This is a genomic window from Paenibacillus sp. J23TS9, assembly GCF_018403225.1.
Lineage (GTDB): Bacteria > Bacillota > Bacilli > Paenibacillales > Paenibacillaceae > Paenibacillus_AQ.
Genome location: NZ_BOSG01000001.1, coordinates 2,969,754 through 2,992,610, shown reverse-complemented (window position 1 = coordinate 2,992,610; position 22,857 = coordinate 2,969,754). Strand labels below are relative to the sequence as shown.

General features: G+C 49.2%; 20 protein-coding genes and 1 tRNA gene. 18 read left to right on the top strand and 3 right to left on the bottom strand.

Annotation, left to right across the window (positions count from 1 at the left end; all coding sequences use genetic code 11):
• Positions 1-32 precede the first annotated feature (32 nt).
• Together KJS65_RS14060 and KJS65_RS14055 are read left to right on the top strand one after the other, a co-directional pair.
• Positions 33-1,055: a LacI family DNA-binding transcriptional regulator gene (locus tag KJS65_RS14060; RefSeq protein ID WP_213650341.1), complete on the top strand. Its 1,023-nt coding sequence runs from the start codon at positions 33-35 to the stop codon at positions 1,053-1,055.
• Positions 1,056-1,086: 31 nt separating this feature from the next.
• On the top strand, positions 1,087-2,451 hold the full coding sequence (locus KJS65_RS14055; RefSeq protein ID WP_213650340.1) for an MATE family efflux transporter: 1,365 nt from the start codon (positions 1,087-1,089) through the stop codon (positions 2,449-2,451).
• Positions 2,452-2,547: 96 nt separating this feature from the next.
• Here the strand turns inward: KJS65_RS14055 and KJS65_RS14050 are convergent, their stop codons facing one another.
• On the bottom strand, positions 2,548-3,717 hold the full coding sequence (locus KJS65_RS14050) for an oxalate decarboxylase family bicupin (RefSeq protein WP_213650339.1): 1,170 nt from the start codon (positions 3,715-3,717) through the stop codon (positions 2,548-2,550).
• Positions 3,718-3,924: 207 nt separating this feature from the next.
• Here KJS65_RS14050 and KJS65_RS14045 point away from each other — a divergent pair, with 207 nt between their 5' ends.
• Both KJS65_RS14045 and KJS65_RS14040 read left to right on the top strand, forming a co-directional pair.
• The gene (locus KJS65_RS14045; protein ID WP_213650338.1) at positions 3,925-4,092 is read left to right on the top strand and encodes a hypothetical protein; all 168 of its coding nucleotides are present in this window, start codon (positions 3,925-3,927) and stop codon (positions 4,090-4,092) included.
• 70 nt (positions 4,093-4,162) lie between these two features.
• Entirely contained in the window at positions 4,163-4,699 is a 537-nt protein-coding gene (locus KJS65_RS14040) for a GNAT family N-acetyltransferase (protein WP_213650337.1), read from the top strand.
• Positions 4,700-4,850: 151 nt separating this feature from the next.
• On the opposite strand, the gene KJS65_RS14035 is transcribed toward KJS65_RS14040, so the two are convergent.
• A complete protein-coding gene (locus KJS65_RS14035; RefSeq protein ID WP_213650336.1) occupies positions 4,851-5,741 on the bottom strand; it encodes a LysR family transcriptional regulator in 891 nt (296 codons plus the stop codon).
• Positions 5,742-5,869: 128 nt separating this feature from the next.
• On the opposite strand from KJS65_RS14035, the gene KJS65_RS14030 reads away from it, so the two are divergent.
• The 11 genes from KJS65_RS14030 to KJS65_RS13980 all read left to right on the top strand — a co-directional run bounded on the left by KJS65_RS14030 (position 5,870) and on the right by KJS65_RS13980 (position 18,731).
• On the top strand, positions 5,870-6,535 hold the full coding sequence (locus KJS65_RS14030) for an O-methyltransferase (protein WP_213650335.1): 666 nt from the start codon (positions 5,870-5,872) through the stop codon (positions 6,533-6,535).
• 285 nt (positions 6,536-6,820) lie between these two features.
• Positions 6,821-8,680: an Ig-like domain-containing protein gene (locus KJS65_RS14025; RefSeq protein WP_213650334.1), complete on the top strand. Its 1,860-nt coding sequence runs from the start codon at positions 6,821-6,823 to the stop codon at positions 8,678-8,680.
• A 253-nt stretch (positions 8,681-8,933) separates the two neighbouring features.
• Complete coding sequence (locus KJS65_RS14020; protein ID WP_374706187.1) at positions 8,934-9,293, top strand: GntR family transcriptional regulator; 360 nt, start codon at positions 8,934-8,936, stop codon at positions 9,291-9,293.
• On the top strand, positions 9,290-10,183 hold the full coding sequence (locus tag KJS65_RS14015) for an ABC transporter ATP-binding protein (protein WP_213650333.1): 894 nt from the start codon (positions 9,290-9,292) through the stop codon (positions 10,181-10,183). The genes KJS65_RS14020 and KJS65_RS14015 overlap by 4 nt, the downstream gene beginning before the upstream one ends.
• The gene (locus tag KJS65_RS14010) at positions 10,183-10,869 is read left to right on the top strand and encodes a hypothetical protein (protein ID WP_213650332.1); all 687 of its coding nucleotides are present in this window, start codon (positions 10,183-10,185) and stop codon (positions 10,867-10,869) included. Before KJS65_RS14015 ends, KJS65_RS14010 begins: the two co-directional genes overlap by 1 nt.
• Before the next feature lie 219 nt (positions 10,870-11,088).
• Positions 11,089-12,093, top strand: a complete 1,005-nt coding sequence (locus tag KJS65_RS14005) for a LacI family DNA-binding transcriptional regulator (protein ID WP_213650331.1) — start codon at positions 11,089-11,091, stop codon at positions 12,091-12,093.
• Positions 12,094-12,359: 266 nt separating this feature from the next.
• Positions 12,360-13,772 (top strand): ABC transporter substrate-binding protein, encoded by a 1,413-nt coding sequence (locus KJS65_RS14000; protein WP_213650330.1) that lies wholly within the window; start codon positions 12,360-12,362, stop codon positions 13,770-13,772.
• Positions 13,773-13,867: 95 nt separating this feature from the next.
• Positions 13,868-14,950 carry a carbohydrate ABC transporter permease gene (locus KJS65_RS13995; RefSeq protein WP_213650329.1) on the top strand — a complete coding sequence of 361 codons (1,083 nt, stop codon included), beginning with the start codon at positions 13,868-13,870 and terminating at the stop codon, positions 14,948-14,950.
• Positions 14,950-16,041, top strand: a complete 1,092-nt coding sequence (locus KJS65_RS13990) for a carbohydrate ABC transporter permease (protein WP_213650328.1) — start codon at positions 14,950-14,952, stop codon at positions 16,039-16,041. Before KJS65_RS13995 ends, KJS65_RS13990 begins: the two co-directional genes overlap by 1 nt.
• Positions 16,042-16,089: 48 nt before the next feature.
• Positions 16,090-18,432 carry a glycoside hydrolase family 65 protein gene (locus tag KJS65_RS13985; RefSeq protein ID WP_213650327.1) on the top strand — a complete coding sequence of 781 codons (2,343 nt, stop codon included), beginning with the start codon at positions 16,090-16,092 and terminating at the stop codon, positions 18,430-18,432.
• A 215-nt stretch (positions 18,433-18,647) separates the two neighbouring features.
• Positions 18,648-18,731, top strand: a tRNA-Leu gene (locus KJS65_RS13980).
• A gap of 143 nt (positions 18,732-18,874) precedes the next feature.
• Here the strand turns inward: KJS65_RS13980 and KJS65_RS13975 are convergent.
• Entirely contained in the window at positions 18,875-19,813 is a 939-nt protein-coding gene (locus KJS65_RS13975; RefSeq protein WP_213650326.1) for a LysR family transcriptional regulator, read from the bottom strand.
• 197 nt (positions 19,814-20,010) lie between these two features.
• On the opposite strand from KJS65_RS13975, the gene KJS65_RS13970 reads away from it, so the two are divergent.
• The 3 genes from KJS65_RS13970 (at position 20,011) to pstA (ending at position 22,845) form a co-directional block, all read left to right on the top strand.
• Positions 20,011-20,934 carry a phosphate ABC transporter substrate-binding protein gene (locus KJS65_RS13970; RefSeq protein ID WP_213650325.1) on the top strand — a complete coding sequence of 308 codons (924 nt, stop codon included), beginning with the start codon at positions 20,011-20,013 and terminating at the stop codon, positions 20,932-20,934.
• A gap of 82 nt (positions 20,935-21,016) precedes the next feature.
• A complete protein-coding gene (gene pstC / locus KJS65_RS13965) occupies positions 21,017-21,952 on the top strand; it encodes a phosphate ABC transporter permease subunit PstC (RefSeq protein ID WP_136604342.1) in 936 nt (311 codons plus the stop codon).
• Positions 21,949-22,845: a phosphate ABC transporter permease PstA gene (gene pstA, locus KJS65_RS13960; protein WP_213650324.1), complete on the top strand. Its 897-nt coding sequence runs from the start codon at positions 21,949-21,951 to the stop codon at positions 22,843-22,845. Before pstC ends, pstA begins: the two co-directional genes overlap by 4 nt.
• Positions 22,846-22,857 lie beyond the last annotated feature (12 nt).

Here is a 22,857-nt window from a genome sequence, read left to right as displayed (position 1 = left end):
ACTGAGGAAGTTACCATTATGGGTGTGGAAATATGGGTGTGAAAATTAAAGATGTGGCACGGGCAGCAGGAGTTTCCGTGACCAGCGTCTCGCGTGTCCTGAACAAAAGCGAGCATATAAGCGAGAAGCTGGAGAAGAAAGTGCTTAGGGCGATCGAGGAGCTAAACTACTCGCCAAGTCTAATCGCGAAAAGTCTAAAAAGGAATAAAACGTATTTAATCGGTGTCATCATTCCGGACATTACGTCCAATTTCCAGGCGATGATTCTAAGCAGGATTGAGGAGATCGCAGGCCGGAGAGGCTATAACCTACTTGTATCCAATATCGTGGAAGATACCGGGAAAGTCGTAAAATATTTAAATATATATCAGGAAATGCGTGTGGACGGCATTGTCCTGATGCATGAAAAATTAAATCAGGATATCGGACTTTTCTTGGACAAAACGCAGATTCCGCTTGTCGTTCATGCCGATTTGGGCATGAATCTCTCCACGGTCATTATTGATGACTTTAAAGCAGGCTATGATGCGACCAGCTATCTGATCTCACAAGGCCATCGGAGAATTGCGATGATTGCCGGAGATAAGAGGGACTTATGCGCGGGGCTGAAACGGCTTGAGGGATATACTGCCGCATGCATGGATCATGGAATAGAGGTCAATGAAGCAATAATCCGGTATGGCGATTATAAGCTGGCCAGCGGTTACAGGCTGATGAGTGAGCTGCTGAGGGAGGCGCGGGAGGAATTCACCGCCGTCTTTGCGGCCAGTGATGATATGGCGGCTGGGGCTGTGAACTGTATCCAGGACCATCAGCTGCATGTTCCCGGGGATCTATCCGTCATCGGGTTTGACGGCAGTCAGATTGCTGACATTGTACGGCCCAAACTCACGACAATCAAGCAGCCGGTGGATCGGATCAGCGAGTGCACCGTCGATTTGCTGCTGGAAATGATCGAGGCGAATGAACAATCATCAAGTACGCACACGATGAGAACGATTGTGCTGGAACATGAACTTGTGGAGCAAGGCAGCTGTCGCGCGTACGAGCCTTGAAGAGTCTCTTCTAAAATCGAAGGCGGGCTTAATGGATAAACAACAACAGGACAAACCCTTAACTTTACTAGGACTCACTTGGCCCATCTTTCTGGAACAATTTTTACAGACCATTATTTTAAATATCGATACCCTGATGCTCAGCAAATATGCAGACAGTGCGGTGGCTGCCGTGGGTGTTGCGAATCAAATCATTACTGCGGCATACTTCCTGTTCGGATTTGTGAATGTAGGACTCAGTGTACTGATTTCCCAGCTTCTTGGAGCGGGCAAAGACAAGGAAGCGGCCCAAATTGCCTCATTATCCATCGGATTGAATATGATTATGGGAGTGGTAGTCAGTATCATATTGGTTGTATTCGCCAAGCCGCTCCTGCATATGCTGAAGCTGCCCCCGGAACTGATGGCGGACGGTGTTACCTTCCTGACCATGATCGGGATGTTTTCTTTTACCGCTGCGTTTATCAGTACGGCAGATACCATCCTGCGGATGCATGGTTTCGTGAAGCAAATGTTAACGCTGACCTTTACGGTCATTTTACTGAATATTTTCATGAATTACTTATTTTTGTACGGTCCTTTCGGGATTCCAGTCCTTGGCGTAAAAGGAGTTGCGATTGCCACGGATATCAGCAGGTTGATCGGAGTGGTTATTGCAGTATATATGCTGGTCAAAATCATGCGCTATCCATTGTCTATACGGAACATGATCCGTATGCGCCTGAAAGCCGCATGGGACCTGCTCCGGATCGGGATTCCTTCTGCCGGGGAGAACATTTCGTATAATGTGTCCCAAATTTTCATCACATATTTGGTGACCCTATTAGGGACGTCTGCGCTAACAACTAAAATTTATACGCAGAATATCACCACATTCGTATTCCTCTTCTCGATATCCATCGGACAAGCCACATCCATACTGATCGGACGTTTGATCGGAGCGGGGAGGCAGGATGAAGCCTATCATGCCTGCTTCCGTAATCTTTGGATTGGACTGGTGATTACGTCCGGAGTTGGCTGTATACTTGTTATCTTCTCCAAGCCGCTTCTGGGACTGTTCACATCCGATCCTGCCGTGATTCATCTCGGTCAGACTTTGATGCTGTTGTCTCTTGTTCTGGAAGCGGCCAGGGCATGCAATGTCATTGTTATCGGGGCTCTCAATGCAGCGGGGGATGTTAAATTTCCGGTGTATGCCGGAGTGATCTCCATGTGGGGAATCAGTATTCCGCTTGCCTATCTGCTTGGAATTGTTTGTCATCTCGGTATTCCCGGCATTTGGCTGGCCTTTATAGCAGATGAGTGGCTGCGGGGAATCGCCATGGTGCTGCGCTGGCGTTCACAAAAGTGGAGGCGAATCCGGTATGCGATTGTTAACGGCGACGCCTCGATATAGGAGAAGACGGTTTTCCAAGTTCTGAAACGGGTATGGCGACGAAATCAAATAGAAGTGATGTATACGAACTAACGCAGCCTATTGGGCCGCGTTTTTTTACTTAACGACAGGCCATTTTTCCTTACGCAGTGCATGAAGCAGTTCAGGACTCGCATGCAGATTATCTTGGACAAGCTGGCGCGGAGTGAGCGCCATCCACTGATTTAAGGAAACATCGACAAACCGGTCGCTTTTGAACATCTCCAGGAACCATAAAGTCTCCGTGCCTGTATTCTGAATGTAATGACCAGAGGCAAACGGTACATAACCTACATCTCCGGCTCTGTAATTAAAGGTTCGTGCCGCCCCATTACCGGAAAAAACAGTCATTCGGCCCTGACCCGTCAGATAATACTGCCATTCATCCTGATTGGGATGCCAATGCATCTCTCTCATGCCGCCAGGCTTGATTTCAACCAAAGCGGCAGCAATGGTTTTGGCGATGGGGAAGTTCGAGGAATCAACAATCCGCACACTTCCTCCAGGCGTTACAATAGGTGCTTGTGCCAGCAGCCGGTGCTTGAAGCTGAGCGGAACGGTGCCATAAGGGGAGTCCACATGCTGACTTGCCAGGGAACCGGGGACAGTAGCCTGAAACATATAAACCTGATGATCCGGCAGGCTGTTAAAAGCATCCGCTGGAACGCCGAAATTGGCGGAAAGCACGTCTTTGGGCGTGTGTGCTAACCAATCCGAAATCGATAGTGTGTTCATTTCAGAAAAACTTCCGTCATCGAAAACAAGCAGGAATTCACAGCCTTCCGCGAGCCCTTGGATGGAATGCGGCAGCCCCGCGGGGAAATACCATAGATCTCCCGGACCAATATCGGCTATGAAATTGCGGCCATTTTGGTCCACAGAAGTGACCCGGGCTTCACCTCGGATCATATAAGACCATTCCGCCTGCTGATGCCAATGCATTTCACGGACTCCTCCCGGTGCCAGGTACATATTGACGCCGGAGAGCGTTTTCGCAACCGGAAGCTCCAGCACAGTGATCTCTCTAGACCAACCGCCCTGATTAAGCTTCATATGGGTATCGGAGAAAGAAAATTTGAGGTTTGGCAATAATCCCGAATCGGTGGCAGGCGGAACGAACATGTCCGGATTTTCCATATCCCGCAGCACATCACGAGGACCCCAGTCCACACCACCTGCACCGTCGCTGCGGATAGGTTGGGGGATATTTAAGGGATTCTCTTCATGATCCCTGGGAATGCTTTTCATCGAATTGATTCCTCCATATTTGAAATGTGCCTACTATATGCAGGGCATATTTAAAGATATGTATGAGTCTAAGCTTGGTTTTTATGATGTACATTAACGATGCTGTCAGGAGTTTGGCATTTCTCCAATAAACTATCCTTTGCAAAATCCGGCAATTGATGGCATCATTACGATAATCAAACTTTCAGGATAGGAGGTGGACGAACCATGGAAGAAACGAAGATGTGCGTTAATGAAGTCATGGTACAGCCTGAGGAATGGGGCTCGGAGAAAAGTATCGAGTACTATGCTCGCAATGGAGCCGGTGAGAATCTGCTGCTCAGACCATGGACGAAAGCCCCTAATGAAGTGATTAGGCGACCGCTGCCTAAGTGAATTCCTCCGCATTATGACCGTTTTGAAATAGATCCGAAAAATATAAACCTTGCGAAGGATGTGCTCCGGAATGTTCCCGAAAATCGAGACGGAAAGATTAGTTTTAAGAGAGATTACGCAGGAAGATACGGAAAGTATCTTTGCTTGTTTCTCCAATGATGAAGCTATGCGGTATTATGGCCAGGAGGCATTTGAGAATATCGAACAGGCTGAAAAACTCGTATCATTCTTTGCAGACAGCTATCGTGAGAATCGTGGAATCCGGTGGGGAATAGAGCGGAAGGGAAAGCCTGGATTAATAGGCACGATGGGATTTAATGCCTGGTCCCCCAAGCATCAAAGAGCTGAAATCGGATACGAAATTCATCCGGAGCATTGGCGTAAAGGATATGCTACAGAAGCGGCGGCAAGCATTCTGACGTATGGGTTTGAATTTATGAATCTGGCCCGCATTGGCGCCATTGTATTCACAGAAAATGATGGTTCCAATGAGATGCTGATCAAGCTTGGCTTTCAGAAGGAAGGCGTCCTGCGGAATTATATGGTTCAATCGGGTGTATCTCATCATACTCATATGTATTCAATCCTGAAAATGCGTGGCAGGTAGCCTCACGTAACGGAAAATGAAAATAAAAGCACCCTCCGGAAATCCGGCGGTTCAGCCTTGATGGTTGAGCCGCCATTTTCCGTATGGGTGCTTTTTATTTAGTTAAACAAAGCTTACTTATTATTCTGAGCTCCCCACTCATCGAGCTGTTTTAATACGGATGCATCCGGATCAGCTCGACCAGATTGCGGGCGGCTGCACTTAGCGGCTCATCCTTGCGAGTGCAGATGGCGATCACATTCCGGAGCTCGATGCCCTTCACATATACGCGGCATAACTCGCCACGGGATACGTATTCGCGGACGACTAGGGAGGAAACAAAGTTGGCTCCGTAGCCGGCAATTACGGCTGTAATGGCTTCATGCAATCCATTAAATTGCAAGGCGATCTTTGGTGCGGTCGCATTATACGTCCGGCACAGTGCGAATAGCCTTTCTCTTGTAGAGCTGCCTTCCTCACGCATGACAAAAGGCTCCTTCATCATTTCTTCCAGCGAAACATGCTGATTCGCATACTTGTGACTGGGGGCAACGACAAACCACAGCTCATCTTGAAATAATTCCTCGGTCTGCACCGTATCCGGATACGCCTCCGGCAGTCCGCCATAAATCGCCAAATCCACATCCACATTCAAAAGCTGTTTCAGTGCTCCGCTGGAGTTGGTTGTCGTGATGGACATTTCGACATGTTCATACTGCTGTTTGAACTTGGCCAGCCAGGATGGAAGGAGAAAATGTGCCGGCAGATAGGTCGCTGCAAGGCGGATAAGACCATAGGCTCCGTGGCCGTAGTCGTTTGCGAACTGCTCGATCTGCTGCTCGACTGCAAATAAACGTTTGGCAAGCACAGCGATTTGCTCCCCCGCATCAGTCAATGCAATTCCTCGGCCTTGAGGCATAAGGAGCGGCAAAGAGATTTCCTTTTCGAATTTCTTGATCTGGGCCGTAATGGCTGGTTGACTGATATTCAGCAGCTCTGAGGCACGGGTTACACTGCCGGTAGAGGCAATCACATGGAACAGACGCAGGGCATGTAAGTTCATCGGTTTCGCTCCTTGAGTAATTCATATATTTTATATATGAATTACGAATAAAGATATATTATTAATATCATTATAATCCAACTACAATAGAACCAGAAACATCAATACCAAATAAGGAGTGAATTGAAATGAAACAAACCTGGGAACAAGTTGATGAGTATATTACGGATCTGCTTTGCCCGAATGACCCTATCCTTGATGACGTGCTGACAGCGAACCGGAAAGCGGATTTACCGGAGATTGATGTCACTGCGAACCAAGGCAAGCTACTGCAGCTGCTCGTTCAAATGAAAGGCGCCAAGCGGGTTCTGGAAATCGGAACGCTCGGTGGCTACAGCACCATCTGGATGGCCAGAGGCCTGCCTGCAGATGGAAAAATCATTACACTGGAGCTTGATTCCCATCATGCAGATGTTGCAAAGGCTAATATCGCTCATGCCGGCTTGGAGCATATGATCGAGGTTCGGACCGGTGATGCCTTGGGGCAGCTGGCCATGATGGCAGAAGAGGAGATGGAACCATTCGATCTGATTTTTATCGATGCGGATAAGCCGAATAACCCGCATTACCTGAACTGGGCCTTGCAATTTTCCCGCCCCGGAACCGTCATTATCGGAGATAATGTGATCCGTGAAGGGGAGATCATAAACAAACACAGCACGGATCCCCGCATACAGGGTGTAAGAAAATTTAATGAGATGATTACAGGTAATCCCAAAATATCGGCAACCGCCATTCAAACGGTGGGCAGCAAGGGATATGACGGCTTTATGATCGGGATTGTAAAGGGATAGGAATGAAGAGCAGAAACGGAAGTCCTTGTTCGACTATGCGAACGCGGAACCCCGGAACTTTCGGGGATCCGCGTTTATTTGTGGTTCATGATAGAACCATGTTCATGATCCGCGGCTTAAGACCCATCGCTTGCTTTTCGTTATTTTTGCATCGAGACAAAAACCCGTTCAATCGGCATACGTATTTATGAAATTAGAGGGATAGGAATCCAAACCGATTCCATCGATAATTGGAATATATTGTTACGAAGCCAGTATCGATGTAAATACGGGAGGAGAATACCAGTGTCCAGAATACGATCACGCCTACTGTCTTTAATCATTGCGCTTATGATAGCGCTCACCGTACAAGCCGGAACGACTCACGGGGAAGGCGCCCCGCTGCCTGATATCGATTGGTCGAAGGAATATGGAGCCTGGTCTGCGGGCGAAGGGGTCATTCCGACGTCGGATGGAGGATATTTGGCTTTGGGAAGCCTGACGGAGCAGGAGATGAGGGGGGACTGGGAGTCCTATTCCCAGAAGGCCTATATCGTCAAGCTGGATGCGGAAGGAACGGCCGATTGGGAGCAGAAGCTGGACCATGCAGGCTCCGAGACGAATGCGGCCTACCAGGCGATCGAAACTAAAGACGGGGGATACTTCGTGATCGGTTCCACGACGAGCACCTCGGGTCAGCCGTTCAGCCAGCTGCTTATGATCAGGCTTGATGGTTCTGGCCGGGTATTGTGGGAGCAGACGAAAGAAGAGGACGGGATTCACAGCACTCCACAGGCGGTGATCGAAGCGGAGAACGGCGATTTTTTAATAGGCGGAAAAGGGATCTCTAACATGAGTTACAGCACAGCCTATATTCTAAAAGTGGATGGAAGCGGGCAAGAGATGTGGTACAAAAAATACCGCTTTGGCGACAGCCAATACATCAACGATCTCATACCCGCGGTAGATGGCGGATATATTGCCGTCGGGGGCATTGACAGCCCCGATTATGAGCCGGGTGACCAAGATGCGCTCCTGATGATGAAAATCGGTGACGAAGGCGAACAGCTCTGGATGAAACAAATCGGCGATCCGGGCACCGATTGGGGAGCGTTCGCGGTGACGCCCTCCGGTGACGGCGGCTATGTAGTCGGAAGTCAAAAGGTGATCAACCAGCAACGGATCACGGTGCTGACGAAAACCGATGCGGACGGGCAGGTGCTGTGGCAAAAAACGTATACGGCCGGCGCCGACGTCGAAGTGTTCAACCGTCTCGTCAAAACGGGAGACGGATACGCCCTCCTCGGAGGAAATGCTTCCGGGGACTATCTGAACCGGAAAACCCAATACGACTTGCTAAGCGTTAATGGCTCGGGAGAAGAGCCGCAGCGCACGCTTTTCAAAGGCGCGCAAATTTCCCGTTATGGTAAGGGAAGTGCTGCACATGATGGAGGGTTTATTTTTCCGGGGACGGTGAAGCTCGGGGAAAAGACGAAGCTTCAGCTGATGAAGCTGGCTCCGGTGGGCAACCAGCCTGCGGCGGGAGAAAAGAGCCTCACGGGTATCGCTTTCTCGGAACAGGCGAAAATGCTCAAGGAAGGCACGAGCGTACCGACGGTGCTGCAGGCGGTATACACCGATGGATCGAAAGAGGACTTGTCGAGCGCAGCAGCTTACCGTTCCGAAAATCCGGATGTAGCAACCGTGGACGCGACAGGACGGATCACGGCCCATTCACCGGGGGAGACCAATATTGCTGCGAGTTACCAAGACCGGAGCGCATCGTTGAAGGTGACCATTCTCCCGGAAAATTCCGAGGAATTCGAGCCGGCATACGGCCGGATCCAGTTTGATTCAAAAGAGTACTCGCTTGCGGCCGGTGCCCTGATTGATGTCCATCTGATTTTTAAGGATGATGTCTCAGGAAAGGAAACGAATGTGACCGAGAAGGCATCGTTCCGCAGCGATCATCCCGATATCGCCGATGTGGACGCAGAAGGGAATCTGACAGGGTACCGCGCCGGGACGACCCGGATTTATGCCTCGTATAAAGGCAAGTCCGTGTCGGCGAACGTACAGGTTATGCGGGCATCGAGTCCGAAGCCGGGTGAGCGAGAAAGCTCGCCGGCCTCCGATGCCAAGGGCACAGCCCCTGATGCGAAATAATGGATGATCGTTATCATAGGATTGTTGGAACACAAAGAGCAGCCGAAAGGCTGCTCTTTGTCATGTCCCGGACCCGAAGCCAGTCTGGGCCAAACGACGGTAGACGGGGGCTTCAGCCCTTTTTGCATCCTCAGACAGGTAAGACGCCAGAAATTTCTTTAAAAACAAATTGACAAAGAAGAAGTATTCGCATATATTGAGGTTAGTTACTTGAGTAATTAACCAGTTGGGTGGTGAAGACGTGGGGCCGATTATGGATGATGGGCGTCCTATTTTTATACAAATCGCGGAGAAGATCGAAGACGACATCATTGGGGAAGGCATGCCAGAGGAAACCCAGGTCCCTTCGACCAATCAGTTTGCATCCTTTTATCAGATTAATCCGGCGACAGCAGCGAAGGGAGTCAATCTTCTGGTTGATCAAGGCATTCTGTACAAGAAGAGAGGGATCGGCATGTTTGTCGCGTCTGGGGCAAGAGAAAAGCTGGTGGAGAAGCGGAAGGAACAATTCTACGAGCAGTATGTCATCACGATGATCCACGAAGCGAAGAAGCTGGGGATTACGACCGACCAATTAACGGACATGGTCCGGAGAGGGGATGGCTTGAAATGAATCCGATCGTCGAAGTGAATCGGCTGAATAAAACCTATGGCAAGGATACGGTGATCCGGGATGTCAGCTTTGTCATCGAGCAGAACAAAATTTATGGCTTGCTTGGCAGAAATGGCGCAGGCAAAACGACCATCATGCATATACTCACGGCCCAGCTGTTCCCGACAAGCGGTGACATGCTGGTGTTCGGGGAGAAGCCTTACGAAAATAACCGGGTGCTCAGCCAGCTGTGCTTCATCAAAGAGAGCCAGAAGTATCCGGATAGCTTTCGAATCGTGGATGTTTTGGCGGTCGCCGCGTCCATTTACCCGAACTGGGATCAAAAGTATGCGCTGCAGCTCGTGGAGGATTTTCGCCTTCCGCTGAAAAGAAGAATGAAGAAGCTGTCCAGAGGGATGCTCTCTTCCGTGGGTGTTATCGTCGGGCTGGCCAGCCGAGCACCGCTGACGATTTTCGATGAGCCTTACCTGGGCCTCGATGCGGTCGCCAGAAATCTGTTCTATAAAAAATTGATCGAAGATTACGCGGAGTATCCAAGGACGTTCATTTTATCCACGCATTTGATCGATGAGGTCAGCAATCTGCTGGAGCATGTCATCCTGATAGACGACGGAAAGATTCTAATTGACGAGGATGCCGATGAGATCCGGGAAAAAGCTTATACGGCCGTTGGCGCGGCACAACACGTCAGCAAGCTTACGGCAGGCAAAACAATCATTCACCAGGAATCCATTGGCGGCATGATGACCACGACGGTGCTCGAGCGCTTGAATGGAGCGCAAAGACGCGAAGCGGAGGCGCTGGGTATCGAAATTGCGCCAGTGTCCCTGCAGAAGCTCATTGTTCATCTAACAGGTAACAAAGGAAACGGAAAGGTGGCTGAATGCTGATGAATCGGACAACAGGCGTATTAAAAATGCATTGGCGCGATAAATGGGTTTGGATTTATGTGCCGTGGGTCGTATTATTGTTCAGTTTCGCCATAAACGTGATCATCGGAATCTTGATGAACGGACAGGAGCATATTAACTCGGGCGGCATTGCCTCTATCTATGTATATATGTTTATCGCCATTCTCATCGTACAGGCGCAGACATTCCCTTTTTCGCTCGGAATGAGCATCCGCAGAATGGATTACTTCATAGGCACGTCCTTGATGTGCATCCTTGTCAGCGCTGGCTCGAGCGCGATATTATTTTTGCTTTCGGTGGTGGAGGACCTGTCGGACGGCTGGGGTGTGAACCTCGGTTACTTCTACATGCCGTTTATGAGCGACCTATCCCCGATCGCGCGGTTTGGAATTTACTTCGTCGTCATGATGCAGATGTTCTTTCTCGGGTTCGCTATTTCAAGTATTCACCGCAGATTCGGGAAAAACGGCTTGTACGTATTTTTTACCGTCTTGCTGCTGCTCAGCAGCATCGGCAGCTTTGCGATGACTTATTATGAGCGGTGGATGGACCTGTTCATCTGGATTTCGCATCATTACATGGAACTGTTCGTCTGGATGATTCCGTTGATCGCGGTCTATGCGCTGCTGTCCTACAGTATGCTCCGCAGGTCCACGGTGTCGTAAGGAATCCGAAGTATGTCGTTATTTCATGCATGTTTAGGGTCCCAGTTTCTTGGTCGTGACCGAGAAATTGGGATTTTTTTGTGGAATAAAAGGCCTATGAAGCAGTCCTAATCATGTTCTCCAATTTATGAAAGCGCTTCAAAAAAAGTTCTTGCCAATGGGTATCTCCCTTGTTATAATCGCTTTGAAAAGGTTTTCTTGCAAAGGAAGTTTTAAACTATGAAGCCAACAATTAGAGATGTTGCCAAAATGGCGGAGGTATCCATCAGCACCGTATCGCGGGTGATGAATGCGCCTGAATCGGTCATCGAGAGCAAGCGGGTTCGCGTTTTGGAGGCAGTTGAGAAGCTTCAATACCAGCCTAACTCGTTTGCGCGCGGGCTGATTTACAAGAAATCCTTTACCCTGGGGCTGCTTATTCCGGATATCGAGAATTTTTACTACACCGGAATTATCCGGGGAATGCAGGATGCGTGCATTAAGCTGGGGTACAGTTTGATGATCTGCAACACCGACAGGGACAAGAACAGGCTTCTCTCGTACATTGACGCATTTCATGAGAAGCAGGTGGATGGAATTGTGTTTGCAAGCGACATCATGTTTCCTGAATACTACGAGAAGCTGGTCCGCTGCAGAATTCCATTCGTGCTTCTGTCGACGCATTCCGATGAGTACGATGTTCCAAGCGTGGAGATTGATGATGAAGCAGCGGCGTACGATGCGGTGAAATTTCTGATTGATCTCGGTCACGAGGAGATTGGAATGATCGGCTTCAATCATGAAAACTCCATTTCCGGACCGCCCCGGTACCAGGGGTTTATCAGAGCTTTGAACGAGGCCGGACTTGAGCATAACGGGAATAAAGTCAAGAATGCTACCCACAGATTCGAGCATGCTTACCATGCGGCTCATGATTTGTTTACGGATTATCCCGAGATAACGGCGGTGTTTTGCGTTGCCGATGAATTCGCCATGGGGGTGATTTCCTATCTGAAGGATCGCAATGTTCTGGTTCCGGGTCAAGTATCGGTTGTTGGTTTTGACAACTTGCGAATTGCGAATATGTTCATTCCGAAGCTGACGACCATTGCTCAACCGATGTATGATATGGGATACCGTGCGGCAGAAAAGCTGCATGAATGGCTGACGACAGGCTCCGTCGAGGTTCTAAGGGAGCGAATGGCGCATAAATTGATTGTCAGGGAGTCCTCGCGTCAAAGATGAGAATTCATCTTCCGGTATTTTGAAAAGCTTTTCAGATTGTGTCCAATGGTTTGCTTAGAAGCAGCTATGGGTAATGAATTAAATTCATATAACAACAAGAAATCAAACTAATATAGAATATTAGCCTGTTTTTGAAAACGCTGTATTTTGAATAAAAGCTTGATTCTGTAAGGAGGTGATCCGCACACCCGCTGAAACCGTTGATTGGTGTTTGTTGGGACGAAATGAACTTTTTTAATCATTATAAAAAAAGGGGATGTATATGTATGACAAAAGCACGCAAAGTCAGAACATCATTGCTGCTCTCGCTGTGCCTGTCCTTTACCATGATGCTCAGCGCTTGCGGCGGATCGGGTGATGCAGGTCCTACGAAAGAGCCTGCGGCTTCCGGAGGCGACACCAAAGAAACAACCGCGACAACCACACCAGCCGATGACAATTCCGGCTCTCCGCTGGAACTCGCTATGAAGGGCAAGTATAAAGGGACCAAAGTAACGATGTTTGGACCATTCGTGGATGCCGACCAGAAGAAATTCGAGGACAGCATTAAGGAATTCGAAGATAAGACCGGGATTGATATTCAATATGAGGGCTCCAAAGAGTTCGAAGCGACAATCAACGTGCGAGTGGATGGCGGAAGCGCTCCGGATATTGCCGACTTCCCGCAGCCGGGTCTGCTGGCTTCCATCGCCAAGACCGGGAAAGTGGTGGATCTGACCAAGGTTCTGGATCAGGATAAACTGAAGAAAAACTACAACCAGAGCTGGCTCGACATGGGTACGATGGACGGCAAGGACGGCAAAATCATGGCCGGCATCTGGAACCGCAGCAACGTGAAGAGTCTGGTGTGGTATCCGAAAAAGCAATTTGATGAGGCCGGTTATAAAGTGCCTGAAACTTGGGATGACATGATGGCGCTGACCGAGCAAATCGCCAAGGACGGCGATCCTGCCTGGGCCATCGGCATTGAGAGCGGCGCGGCAACAGGTTGGCCTGCAACTGACTGGGTTGAAAACATCATGCTGCGTACCACAACACCTGAGAACTATGACAAATGGGTAAAAGGCGAGCTTCCATTTACATCGCCTGAAGTAAAAAACGCGGTTGAAATCATGTCCAAGATCTGGATGAACAAAGACTATGTATACGGTGGAACCAAGTCGATCGTAACGACTGCTTTCGGTGATGCACCTAGGCCTATGTTCGATAATCCACCGAAGGCCTGGTTCAACCTGACGGGCAACTTCATTACAAGCTTCTTCCCTGAAACAGCGAAGGTGGATCAGGACTATGACTGGTTCTACCTGCCGTCCATTGATGAGAAGTATGGTAAGCCTGTTCTGGTAGCCGGCGACATTTATGCTATGTTTAATGACCGTCCTGAGGTTCGTGCAGTCATGGAATTCTTCACCACAGGTGAATCCATTAAGAAGTGGGTGCAATCCGGTGGTGTCATCGCACCAATGAATGATGCATCGCTTGACTGGTACAATTCCGAATCCGACAAACGGATGGCGAAGCTGGTTCAGGACGCTACAACGCTCCGCTTTGACGGCTCCGACCTGATGCCGGGTAAAGTCGGCGCAGGTTCCTTCTGGAAAGGCATGACTGACTATGTCAGTGGAACGGTGAAGCTGGACGATGCGCTGCAGCAGATCCAAAAAGGCTGGGATAACTAAAAAAGTTCTTGAATTGATTATATAGGCTGAGAAAGAGGCAGTGCCGAGAACCTGCACTGCCTCTTTTTTCAGATATTGAAGGGTAGGGATTACCTATGGATACACAAGCTAAAACCAAATCCGGTTTCACAGCGGTGCTGATCTTTCTCGTTGTGCTGGTGTTTAACCTTATCGTTCATGGATTAATCTTCATGTTCTTCCGGGATTCCACGCTCAATCCGCTGGTGACAGCGCTGGCTGCGGTCATATGGGGAGTTGTGGGCGTTTATTTTCTGTATCTTTCATTCAGCTGGGCAGTGGAACAGTTTCCGCAGCAGATCAGCCGAAAGATTCTTCCGTATATTTTTATTGGGCCAGCGGTTCTTTTACTTGGCTGGTTGTTGGTACTGCCAGCGCTGCGGACATTATATTTAAGTTTCTTCAATGCATCTTCTGATAAGTTCGTCGGTCTTGGGAACTATCTTGCAATCTTCAGCGACCGGCTGCTCGCGACCGCTCTGCGTAACAATCTGCTGTGGGTTTTCGTCGGTACACTGGCTTGTGTGGCTTTCGGGCTGCTGATTGCCATTCTTGCAGACCGGAGCAGTTATGAGCGGATCGCAAAATCCATCATTTTCATGCCGATGGCCATTTCGTTCGTGGCCGCGGGCGTCATTTGGAAGTTCGTGTACTACTACCAGCCTGGAACCGAGCAGATTGGCCTGCTGAATGCAATCGTCATTGCACTTGGAGGAGAACCGCAGGCCTGGGTGACCATGCTGCAGCCGTGGAACAATTTTTTTCTCATATTAATACTAATTTGGATGCAAACAGGCTTTGCGATGGTCATTTTTTCGGCAGCAATCAAGGGCGTTCCGGAGGATATTCTGGAGGCTGCACGAGTTGACGGCGCCGGAGAAATCCGTATCTTTTTCCGTATTATCATACCGTTCATTTCGACGACATTGCTGACCGTTACCACAACGATTATTGTGTTCACACTGAAAATATTCGATGTCGTTATGGTCATGACGGGCGGCCAATACGATACCGAGGTTGTCGCGACACAATTCTACCGGCAGTTCTTCATGTACCGCAACTTTGGGTACGGCTCTACGCTGGCGATTGTGCTGCTGATTGCGGTCCTGCCTGTGATCTATTTTAATCTTCGTCAAATCCGCAAGCAGGGGGGATTCTAATGGCCGGAAGAAAAAGAAAAAAAGGGAAAAAGTGGATCGTTAATCTTGTATTGGGCGTCATTTGCTTCATATGGCTGATACCAACTGTAGGACTGCTGGTTTCATCCTTCAGGCCTGCTGCGGATATACTGCAGACCGGTTGGTGGAAAGTATTTCCACATCAGGAATGGAAGGCAGCGGATACGATCAAGCTGTCCAAGGATGTAGATTTACGCCAGCCGATTGAGGTGAAGGGCAAGACGTATACTGATGACCAGCTGAAAGCCGGCGTGAAGGCGGGCGATGACCGCCTGATCTGGGAAAATCGCAGAAACCGGGAGATTAGCGTCCAAGAGCAAGGCTGGGTTGCCAGCTCCACACTGACGCTGGACAACTACAAGAATGTTATCTCGGGTAAGGAATACACGTTGAAAGGGGCAGACGGCAGCGAAACGAAGGAAAAGGGCACAGGTCTCTCGCAAGCTTTCTGGAACACGCTGACCATTGCTATACCGGCCACGGTCATTCCTATTCTGATCGCATCCTTTGCCGCTTATGCTTTTGCTTGGCTTCGTTTTCCGGGAAGAAAAACATTATTCGTCGTTATTATTGCGATGCTGGTCGTTCCGCTTCAGGTTGCACTGATTCCGGTGCTCAAAGATTTTACTTCGCTTGGACTGAACGGAAGTTATCTCGGCATCTGGCTTGCGCACTCAGCTTTTGGACTTCCGCTGGTCACCTATTTTATGTATAACTTTATCAGCCAGCTGCCGAAGGATCTGTTCGAGTCCGCCTTTATGGACGGAGCAAGCCATTTTACCATCTTCAGTAAATTGATTTTACCGCTTTCGGTGCCAGCGCTAGCCTCCATCGGGATCTTCCAGTTCCTGTGGGTATGGAATGATTACCTGGTATCCCTGATCTTTATCGGCAACCAGCCTGGTGTACAGGTAATGTCGATGAAAATTGCCGATCTCGTGGGTTCGCGCGGAAACGACTGGCATTTGCTCACATCCGCTGCATTTATCTCCATGCTGATGCCGCTCGCCATTTTCTTCCTGCTGCAAAAGTATTTCGTCAGAGGATTGATGGGTGGATCGGTCAAAGGTTAATATGCACTCCATATTCAAGTGCCCTTTTTAGATAGGAGGACAAGACAGATGAAAATGAAAGCATACCAGCGTCCAGAGGCACTGTATCCTTTCCAGGCATGGAGCCTGGCTGAGGAAGCCTATGATGATGAAAATAATCAAAGAAGTGAGAGCGTATTCGCTCTGGGGAATGGATATATCGGAATGCGCGGCAATTTTGAGGAAGGTTATCAGGGAGTAAAGGGCAAATCCGTCACAGGCAATTACATCAACGGATTCTACGATTCCAAACCGATTGTTTATCCGGAAGGAGCCTACGGCTATCCTTCCCGGAATCAATCCATGCTGAACGTGACCAACGCACAGTGTGTCGGGGTGCTGGTTGGGAATGATCCCTTTCATCTCCATTCGGGAAACGTGATCTTGTATAAGCGGGAATTGGATATGAAACGTGGCTTTCTGCAGCGGCAAGTGGAATGGGAGTCCCCTTCAGGGGGGCATGTGCTGCTAAGCTTCAAGCGCCTGGTTTCACTGCCGCATAAGCATCTGGCTGCGATACAGGTTGAAATCGAATCTATCAGCTATACGGGGGATATCCGCCTGAACTCTATCATGGACGGAAAAATCGAGGAAGCGGAAGTAACGGATGATCCTCGTCTTGGTTCTGGAGGCGGTGAGCCAAGTCTAATCCTTGAGCAGTTGGCGCATGTCAGTGATTTGTCACTGCTGAAGCAGAGAACCCGTCATACAGGCTTTGAGCTGCTTACCGCCATCAGTCATCAGTTAGCGGGTGCAGCCTTTGAGACCGAGAATATGATGGGCGAGGAAAAAATCGGAACCAGCTTCACAGTCAAACTGTCTCCTGGTGAAAAAGTATCCTTAACCAAGTATATTTCTTATCACACCTCAAGGGATGAGGCAGGCGGGGATCTTGAGAAGCTGGCTGCCGAGACACATCTTTTGGCCTCCAGTCTGGGCTTTGAGAGACTTTTGGCCGAGCAGGAGAAGTATTTGGACGCTTTCTGGCAGCATGCCGATGTGGAAATCGAGGGAGATCCCGCACTACAGCAGGGAATTCGCTTCAATGCCTTCCAGCTGCTGCAGTCGGTGGGGCGGGACGGTAAGACGAACATCGGTGCCAAGGGTTTGACCGGCGAAGGATATGAAGGGCATTATTTCTGGGATACGGAAATGTATATGATGCCGTTCTTCACTTACACCCAGCCTCAGATTGCCCGTTCGCTGATGGAATTTCGTTATGCCACGCTGGATAAAGCGCGCAGCCGCGCGGCCGTGATGTCCCAAAAAGGGGCACTGTATCCGTGGCGTACGATTGATGGCGAGGAGAATTCGGCTTATTTCCCGGCGGGAACGGCACAGATGCATATCAATGCGGATATCGCATACGCGATCAGACAGTACGTTCAGGCTACGGGAGATGAGGAGTTTCTGGTCAGCAAGGGAGCTGAAATCCTGTTTGAGACTTCAAGATTCTGGTTTGATCTTGGTTACTTTAATGATGCCAGAGATGGTGCCTTCTGCATCGATGGTGTCACAGGCCCGGATGAGTACACGGCTATCGTCAATAACAATACCTACACGAACCTGATGGTGCAAAGCCAGCTGAGATATGCAGCAGAAACTGCAAATCTTCTGCGCCGGGATTATCCGGCAGAATATGAGAGGATCCAGCAGGCCATCGGCCTGGATGAGGCCGAAATAGAGGGCTGGCAAGAAGCTGCCTCCCGTATGTTTGTGCCTTATGATGAACGGATGGAGATTTATGCGCAGGACGACACCTTTTTAATGAAGAAAAAGTGGGATTTTGAAAATACGCCGGATGACAAGTATCCGCTGCTGCTTCATTATCACCCGCTCGTCATTTACCGGCATCAGGTGCTTAAACAGGCGGATACGGTAATGGTGATGTTCCTGCTCAGCGAGCTGTTCACTCTGGAGGAGAAGATCAGAAACTATCAATATTACGAACCGCTGACCACCCATGATTCATCGTTGTCTCCTTGTATACACAGCATTGTATGTGCGGAAATCGGTGATCTGGAGGGCGCATATGCCTACTTCGACCGGACCGTTCGAATGGATCTGGATGACATTAATCGTAATGCCAAGGACGGCTTGCATACCGCTGCGATGGCAGGCTCATGGATGTCGATCGTCCATGGCTTTGCAGGCATGCGTCTGACGGATGGCTCGCTCAGCTTTAGTCCTGTGCTTCCGGAACAGTGGGATAGCTGCAGCTTCAAAGTGATGTACCAAGGACAGCTGCTCAAGGTCAGCATGGGACGGCAGAATACAAGCTACACCTTGCTTTCAGAGGACTCCGTTTCGTTCAGGCACAGAGGAGTAGTCATAACTCTATCATCGAAGGAAACCATCGTAGTAGAATCATAGAATTCGTTTTAGAGAAAAGATAAGAACGGCATGGCCATTAGTGCTGCAAAACTGCAGTCGTAAACGGGCCTGTGCCGTTTTTTTTCAAGCGGAAGAGGTCATTTGTCATCTTTAAAACTTTTTTTGTGAAAATGCTTGACGCTAACTAGCTTGCCATGGTAAGATCTATCTTGTCGCCGCGAAAGAGTGCTTTCGCAAAAGACATTCGCCAATATGCGGTCGTGGCGGAATTGGCAGACGCGCACGGTTCAGGTCCGTGTGGGCTAACCCCCGTGGAGGTTCGAGTCCTCTCGACCGCATAACATGATTTACAAGACTGTCGTATCCAATAGGATACGGCAGTTTTTGTTATTAAACTTAGAATTCTTATGAGAGGAGCCGGAGCAAGTTCACGGCTGTTTATAAACATAGTAATAAAACAAACGGGGCATCTCTTCAGGATCTAAGTGATCTGAGGAGAATGCCCTTTATTTATTGAATCGGTATTTACAAATTGACGCACATATTGTTTGAACTGTTCCCGGAGCGGAGAGCGCGGCTGGTCTTCTGCATACGCGAGTACACCATGCACGGCCGGTTCGGGTTGTCCGGGCAGCGGCAGCGACTTAAGAACAGCGGTTGCGAGTTCTTGCTGTATGCCAGATGCCGGGAAGATACTGATAAAATCACCGGATTGCACAATGCTTTTAATAATCTCCGGAGAATCGGAGACCGCCCGCTCCCATAGATGAATGTTGCAGGCAGCTGCATAGGAGCGTGCATACTCCATCATAAACGATCCTTCGCCATGCTGAACGAAAAACTGCTGGGCTATCAGCTGCTGCGTCAGCGATTTGAGACCGCCAAAGGCATGGGTTCCGGAAAAAATTACGGCTATATCTTCTTTTATAATTGTTTCTTCGGTTAATGCCTTTACCGCTTCCGTTGGGGATTGCCCTGAATAATAGAAAGCCAAATCGACTTCCTGGCCCAGCAGCAGCTCCCGGATCCTACGGGTAGGCTTGATGCTGAGCTCGATCTGAATGCCCGGATACTGGCTGCAGAAGCCGCTGATCAAAGGGGGAAGGATATAAGTACCCATCATGCTGTCTGCCCCGATATGCAGATGCCCCTTGTTCAGATCCGTGTAATCCTGTACGGCTTTTCTGGCCTCAGCAGCCATGGCAGTCATCTTAACCGCGTAAGGATACAACGCTTTGCCGGCCTCCGTTAACAAAATTCTGCCTCTTTTTGCCTCAAACAGCGCGACTCCGAGATCTTCCTCCAGGCTTTTCATATGAAAGGTTACGGTGGGCTGCTTCATATTCAGTTCTCTTGCCACATCCGTGACCTTTTTAAGCTTCTCTATGAATACAAGAATCTGTAGTTTTAACAAATTCAATGATATTCCCTCCTTAAATCACGTCCTATACCTTAATTATAGAATTAATCTATGTTTATATAAACATTTTGTATAGATTTTTATTTTTAAGTTAACAAAACACGTCATTTTACAAAATGATAGAGAACTACAATGAATTTGTCGGTAACGTAATAGAGTTGCCATGACAAACACAGAACAGGGGGAAACAAAAGATTATGAAACTCAAAAAACCATTACTTATGATTTGTACGTTGGCACTGGTGGTTATGCTGGCAGCCTGTGGTAGCAAGAATACCCAAGAGGACAGCAGCGCTTCGGGAACGGCGAATAACGATAAATCTTCTGAGCTTAGCGGCTCTGTATTGGCAGTAGGCTCGACGGCGCTTCAACCACTGGTTGAACAAGCGGCACAAAAGTTCATGGCTGAATCCCAGTATTCCAAAATTCAAGTGCAAGTGCAAGGCGGCGGCAGCGGTACTGGCTTGACTCAAGTATCCGGCGGCCAAGCTGACATCGGTAACTCCGACGTATTTGCAGAAGAGAAGCTGAAGGATGAAGCGAAAGATCTGGTTGATCATCAAGTAGCTGTCGTGGCTATGGCTGCGGTGACCAATCCGGATGCAGGCGTGGATAACCTGACGAAACAACAGCTGGTAGATATTTTCACAGGTAAAGTGACGAACTGGAAAGAAGTTGGCGGTAAAGACGAAGCGATCGTGATCGTAAACCGTCCATCGAGCTCCGGCACCCGTAAAACTTTTGAGAAATACGCCCTGGGTGCATCGACAGAAGATCTGAAGGGTTCTATTCAAGAAGAGTCTTCCGGTACGGTTAAGAAAATCGTGTCTGAAAGTCCTGGCGCAATCGGATACCTGGCACTGTCCTACCTTGATGATAAAGTTAAAGTCGTAAAATACGATGGTGTGGAAGCTACTGTCGAAAATGTAACATCCGGCAAATATCCGGTATGGGCTTACGAGCACATGTATACAAAAGGCGAGCCTAAGCCAGCCGTAAAAGCATTCCTTGACTACATCGCTTCGGATGCCGTTCAAAATGGTGACGTGGTTGAGCTTGGATATATCCCGGTTTCCAAAATGGAAGTTAAACGTGACGTAGACGGCAACGTTTCGAAATAAGCCTTAAGTGAACTTCTAAATAAGCTTGAAAGAGGCGGAGTAGTATTCTGCCTCTATTTTCACTTTAGAAAGAAGGACAACGATGAAAGTTATAGATGAAGGGCCTGTTCAGGTTCAACCAGCACGTTCTGCCCGCTGGAAAAAACATCATGCTGAAGATCTTGCGGGCCGGAGCTATACGTTTATTTGTGTGGCTTTGCTCATTGTCATCATCATATCTATTATATATTTTGTCGCGTCCAAGGGACTGGCGACATTCTTTCGTGATGGCGTTAGTCTTGGCGATTTTCTATTTGGTACCACATGGGACCCGGAGGGCAATCAGGGAGAGCCGCAATACGGCGTACTGCCATTTATCTTTGGTTCCTTTGCCACATCGCTGCTGGCTGCTCTGATCGCAAGTCCGCTCAGCATCTGTGCTTCACTTTTTATGACCGAGATTGTTCCCGGCTGGGGGAAAAAGCTTCTGCAGCCTGTCATTGAGCTGCTTGCAGGTATCCCGTCGGTTGTATACGGCTTTATCGGATTGACAGTCGTTGTGCCCTTCATGCGCAATGTGTTCCCGGGACAAGGGATCGGGATTGCAGCGGGAGCGCTTGTGCTCTCTGTCATGATCCTGCCAACGATTACGAGCGTGGCTTCGGATGCTTTGTCATCGCTGCCGCGTGGCCTGAAGGAATCTTCGTTTGCACTCGGTGCTACACGCTGGCAAACGATCTCCAGAGTTATTTTGCCAACTGTTCTGCCTTCTATTCTTACCGGTGTTGTTCTAGGGATGGCGCGGGCGTTTGGTGAAGCGCTGGCCGTACAGATGGTTATCGGGAATGCGCCGCATATTCCTCGGTCTCTGTTCGAATCTGCTTCGACGCTGACCAGTGTCATCACATTGGATATGGGTAACACGGTTTCGGGCTCCGTGCACAGCAATGCGCTGTGGAGTATGGCGCTCGCACTGATGTTTATGACCTTTATCTTTGTACTCATCGTTAGGCTCTTGGAAAGGAGACATCGGATTTGAAAGCGAAACTGACCGACAAAATTGCAACCTTCCTCATCGTGGTGCTTTCTTTACTCATCGTAGCCGTGCTTGTGGGACTCATCGGATTTATTCTGGTGCGGGGTTTGAGCCATATTAACTGGTCGTTCCTGACATCAGTGCCTCAAACGATTCGCGCGGGAGGCGGCATCGGGCCGCAATTGTTCAACTCCTTGTTTTTGCTGGTTCTGACATTAATCATTACGATTCCACTGGGACTTGGCGCCGGCATTTATATGGCTGAGTATGCGAAACCCGGCAAAATTACCGGCACCATCCGTCTCGTCGTTGAAGTGCTGTCTTCATTTCCGTCGATCGTCGTTGGCCTTTTCGGCCTGCTGCTAATCGTGAATACATTCGGCTTTGGCTTCTCGCTCTTTTCCGGTGCATTGGTCCTGACGATATTTAATCTTCCTTTGATGGTACGTATTACGGAGCAGGCATTCCGCAGCGTTCCGAAGGAGCAAAAGGAAGCGGGGCTTGCGCTCGGACTTACCAAGTGGAAGATTATTTCCTCAGTCCTGTTCCCTGTTGCGCTGCCAAGTATTGTGACAGGCACAGTTCTGGCGGCAGGCAGAGTGTTCGGCGAAGCTGCTGCACTGCTCTTTACAGCAGGAATGTCCACACCGCGTCTTGATTTTACAAACTGGAATCCGCTCAGCCCGACTTCACCAATCAATCCATTCCGTCCAGCGGAAACGCTCGCGGTGCATATCTGGAAAATCAACAGTGAAGGTCTCGCCCCGGATGCCGCGCAAATCGCAGCTGGAGCTTCGGCTGTACTCGTGATTCTGGTGCTGCTGTTCAACCTGTTCGCCAGATGGATCGGCGGCGTGCTGTACAGAGCCATGACAGCTTCCAAACGTATGGGATAGGGGGATATCAAT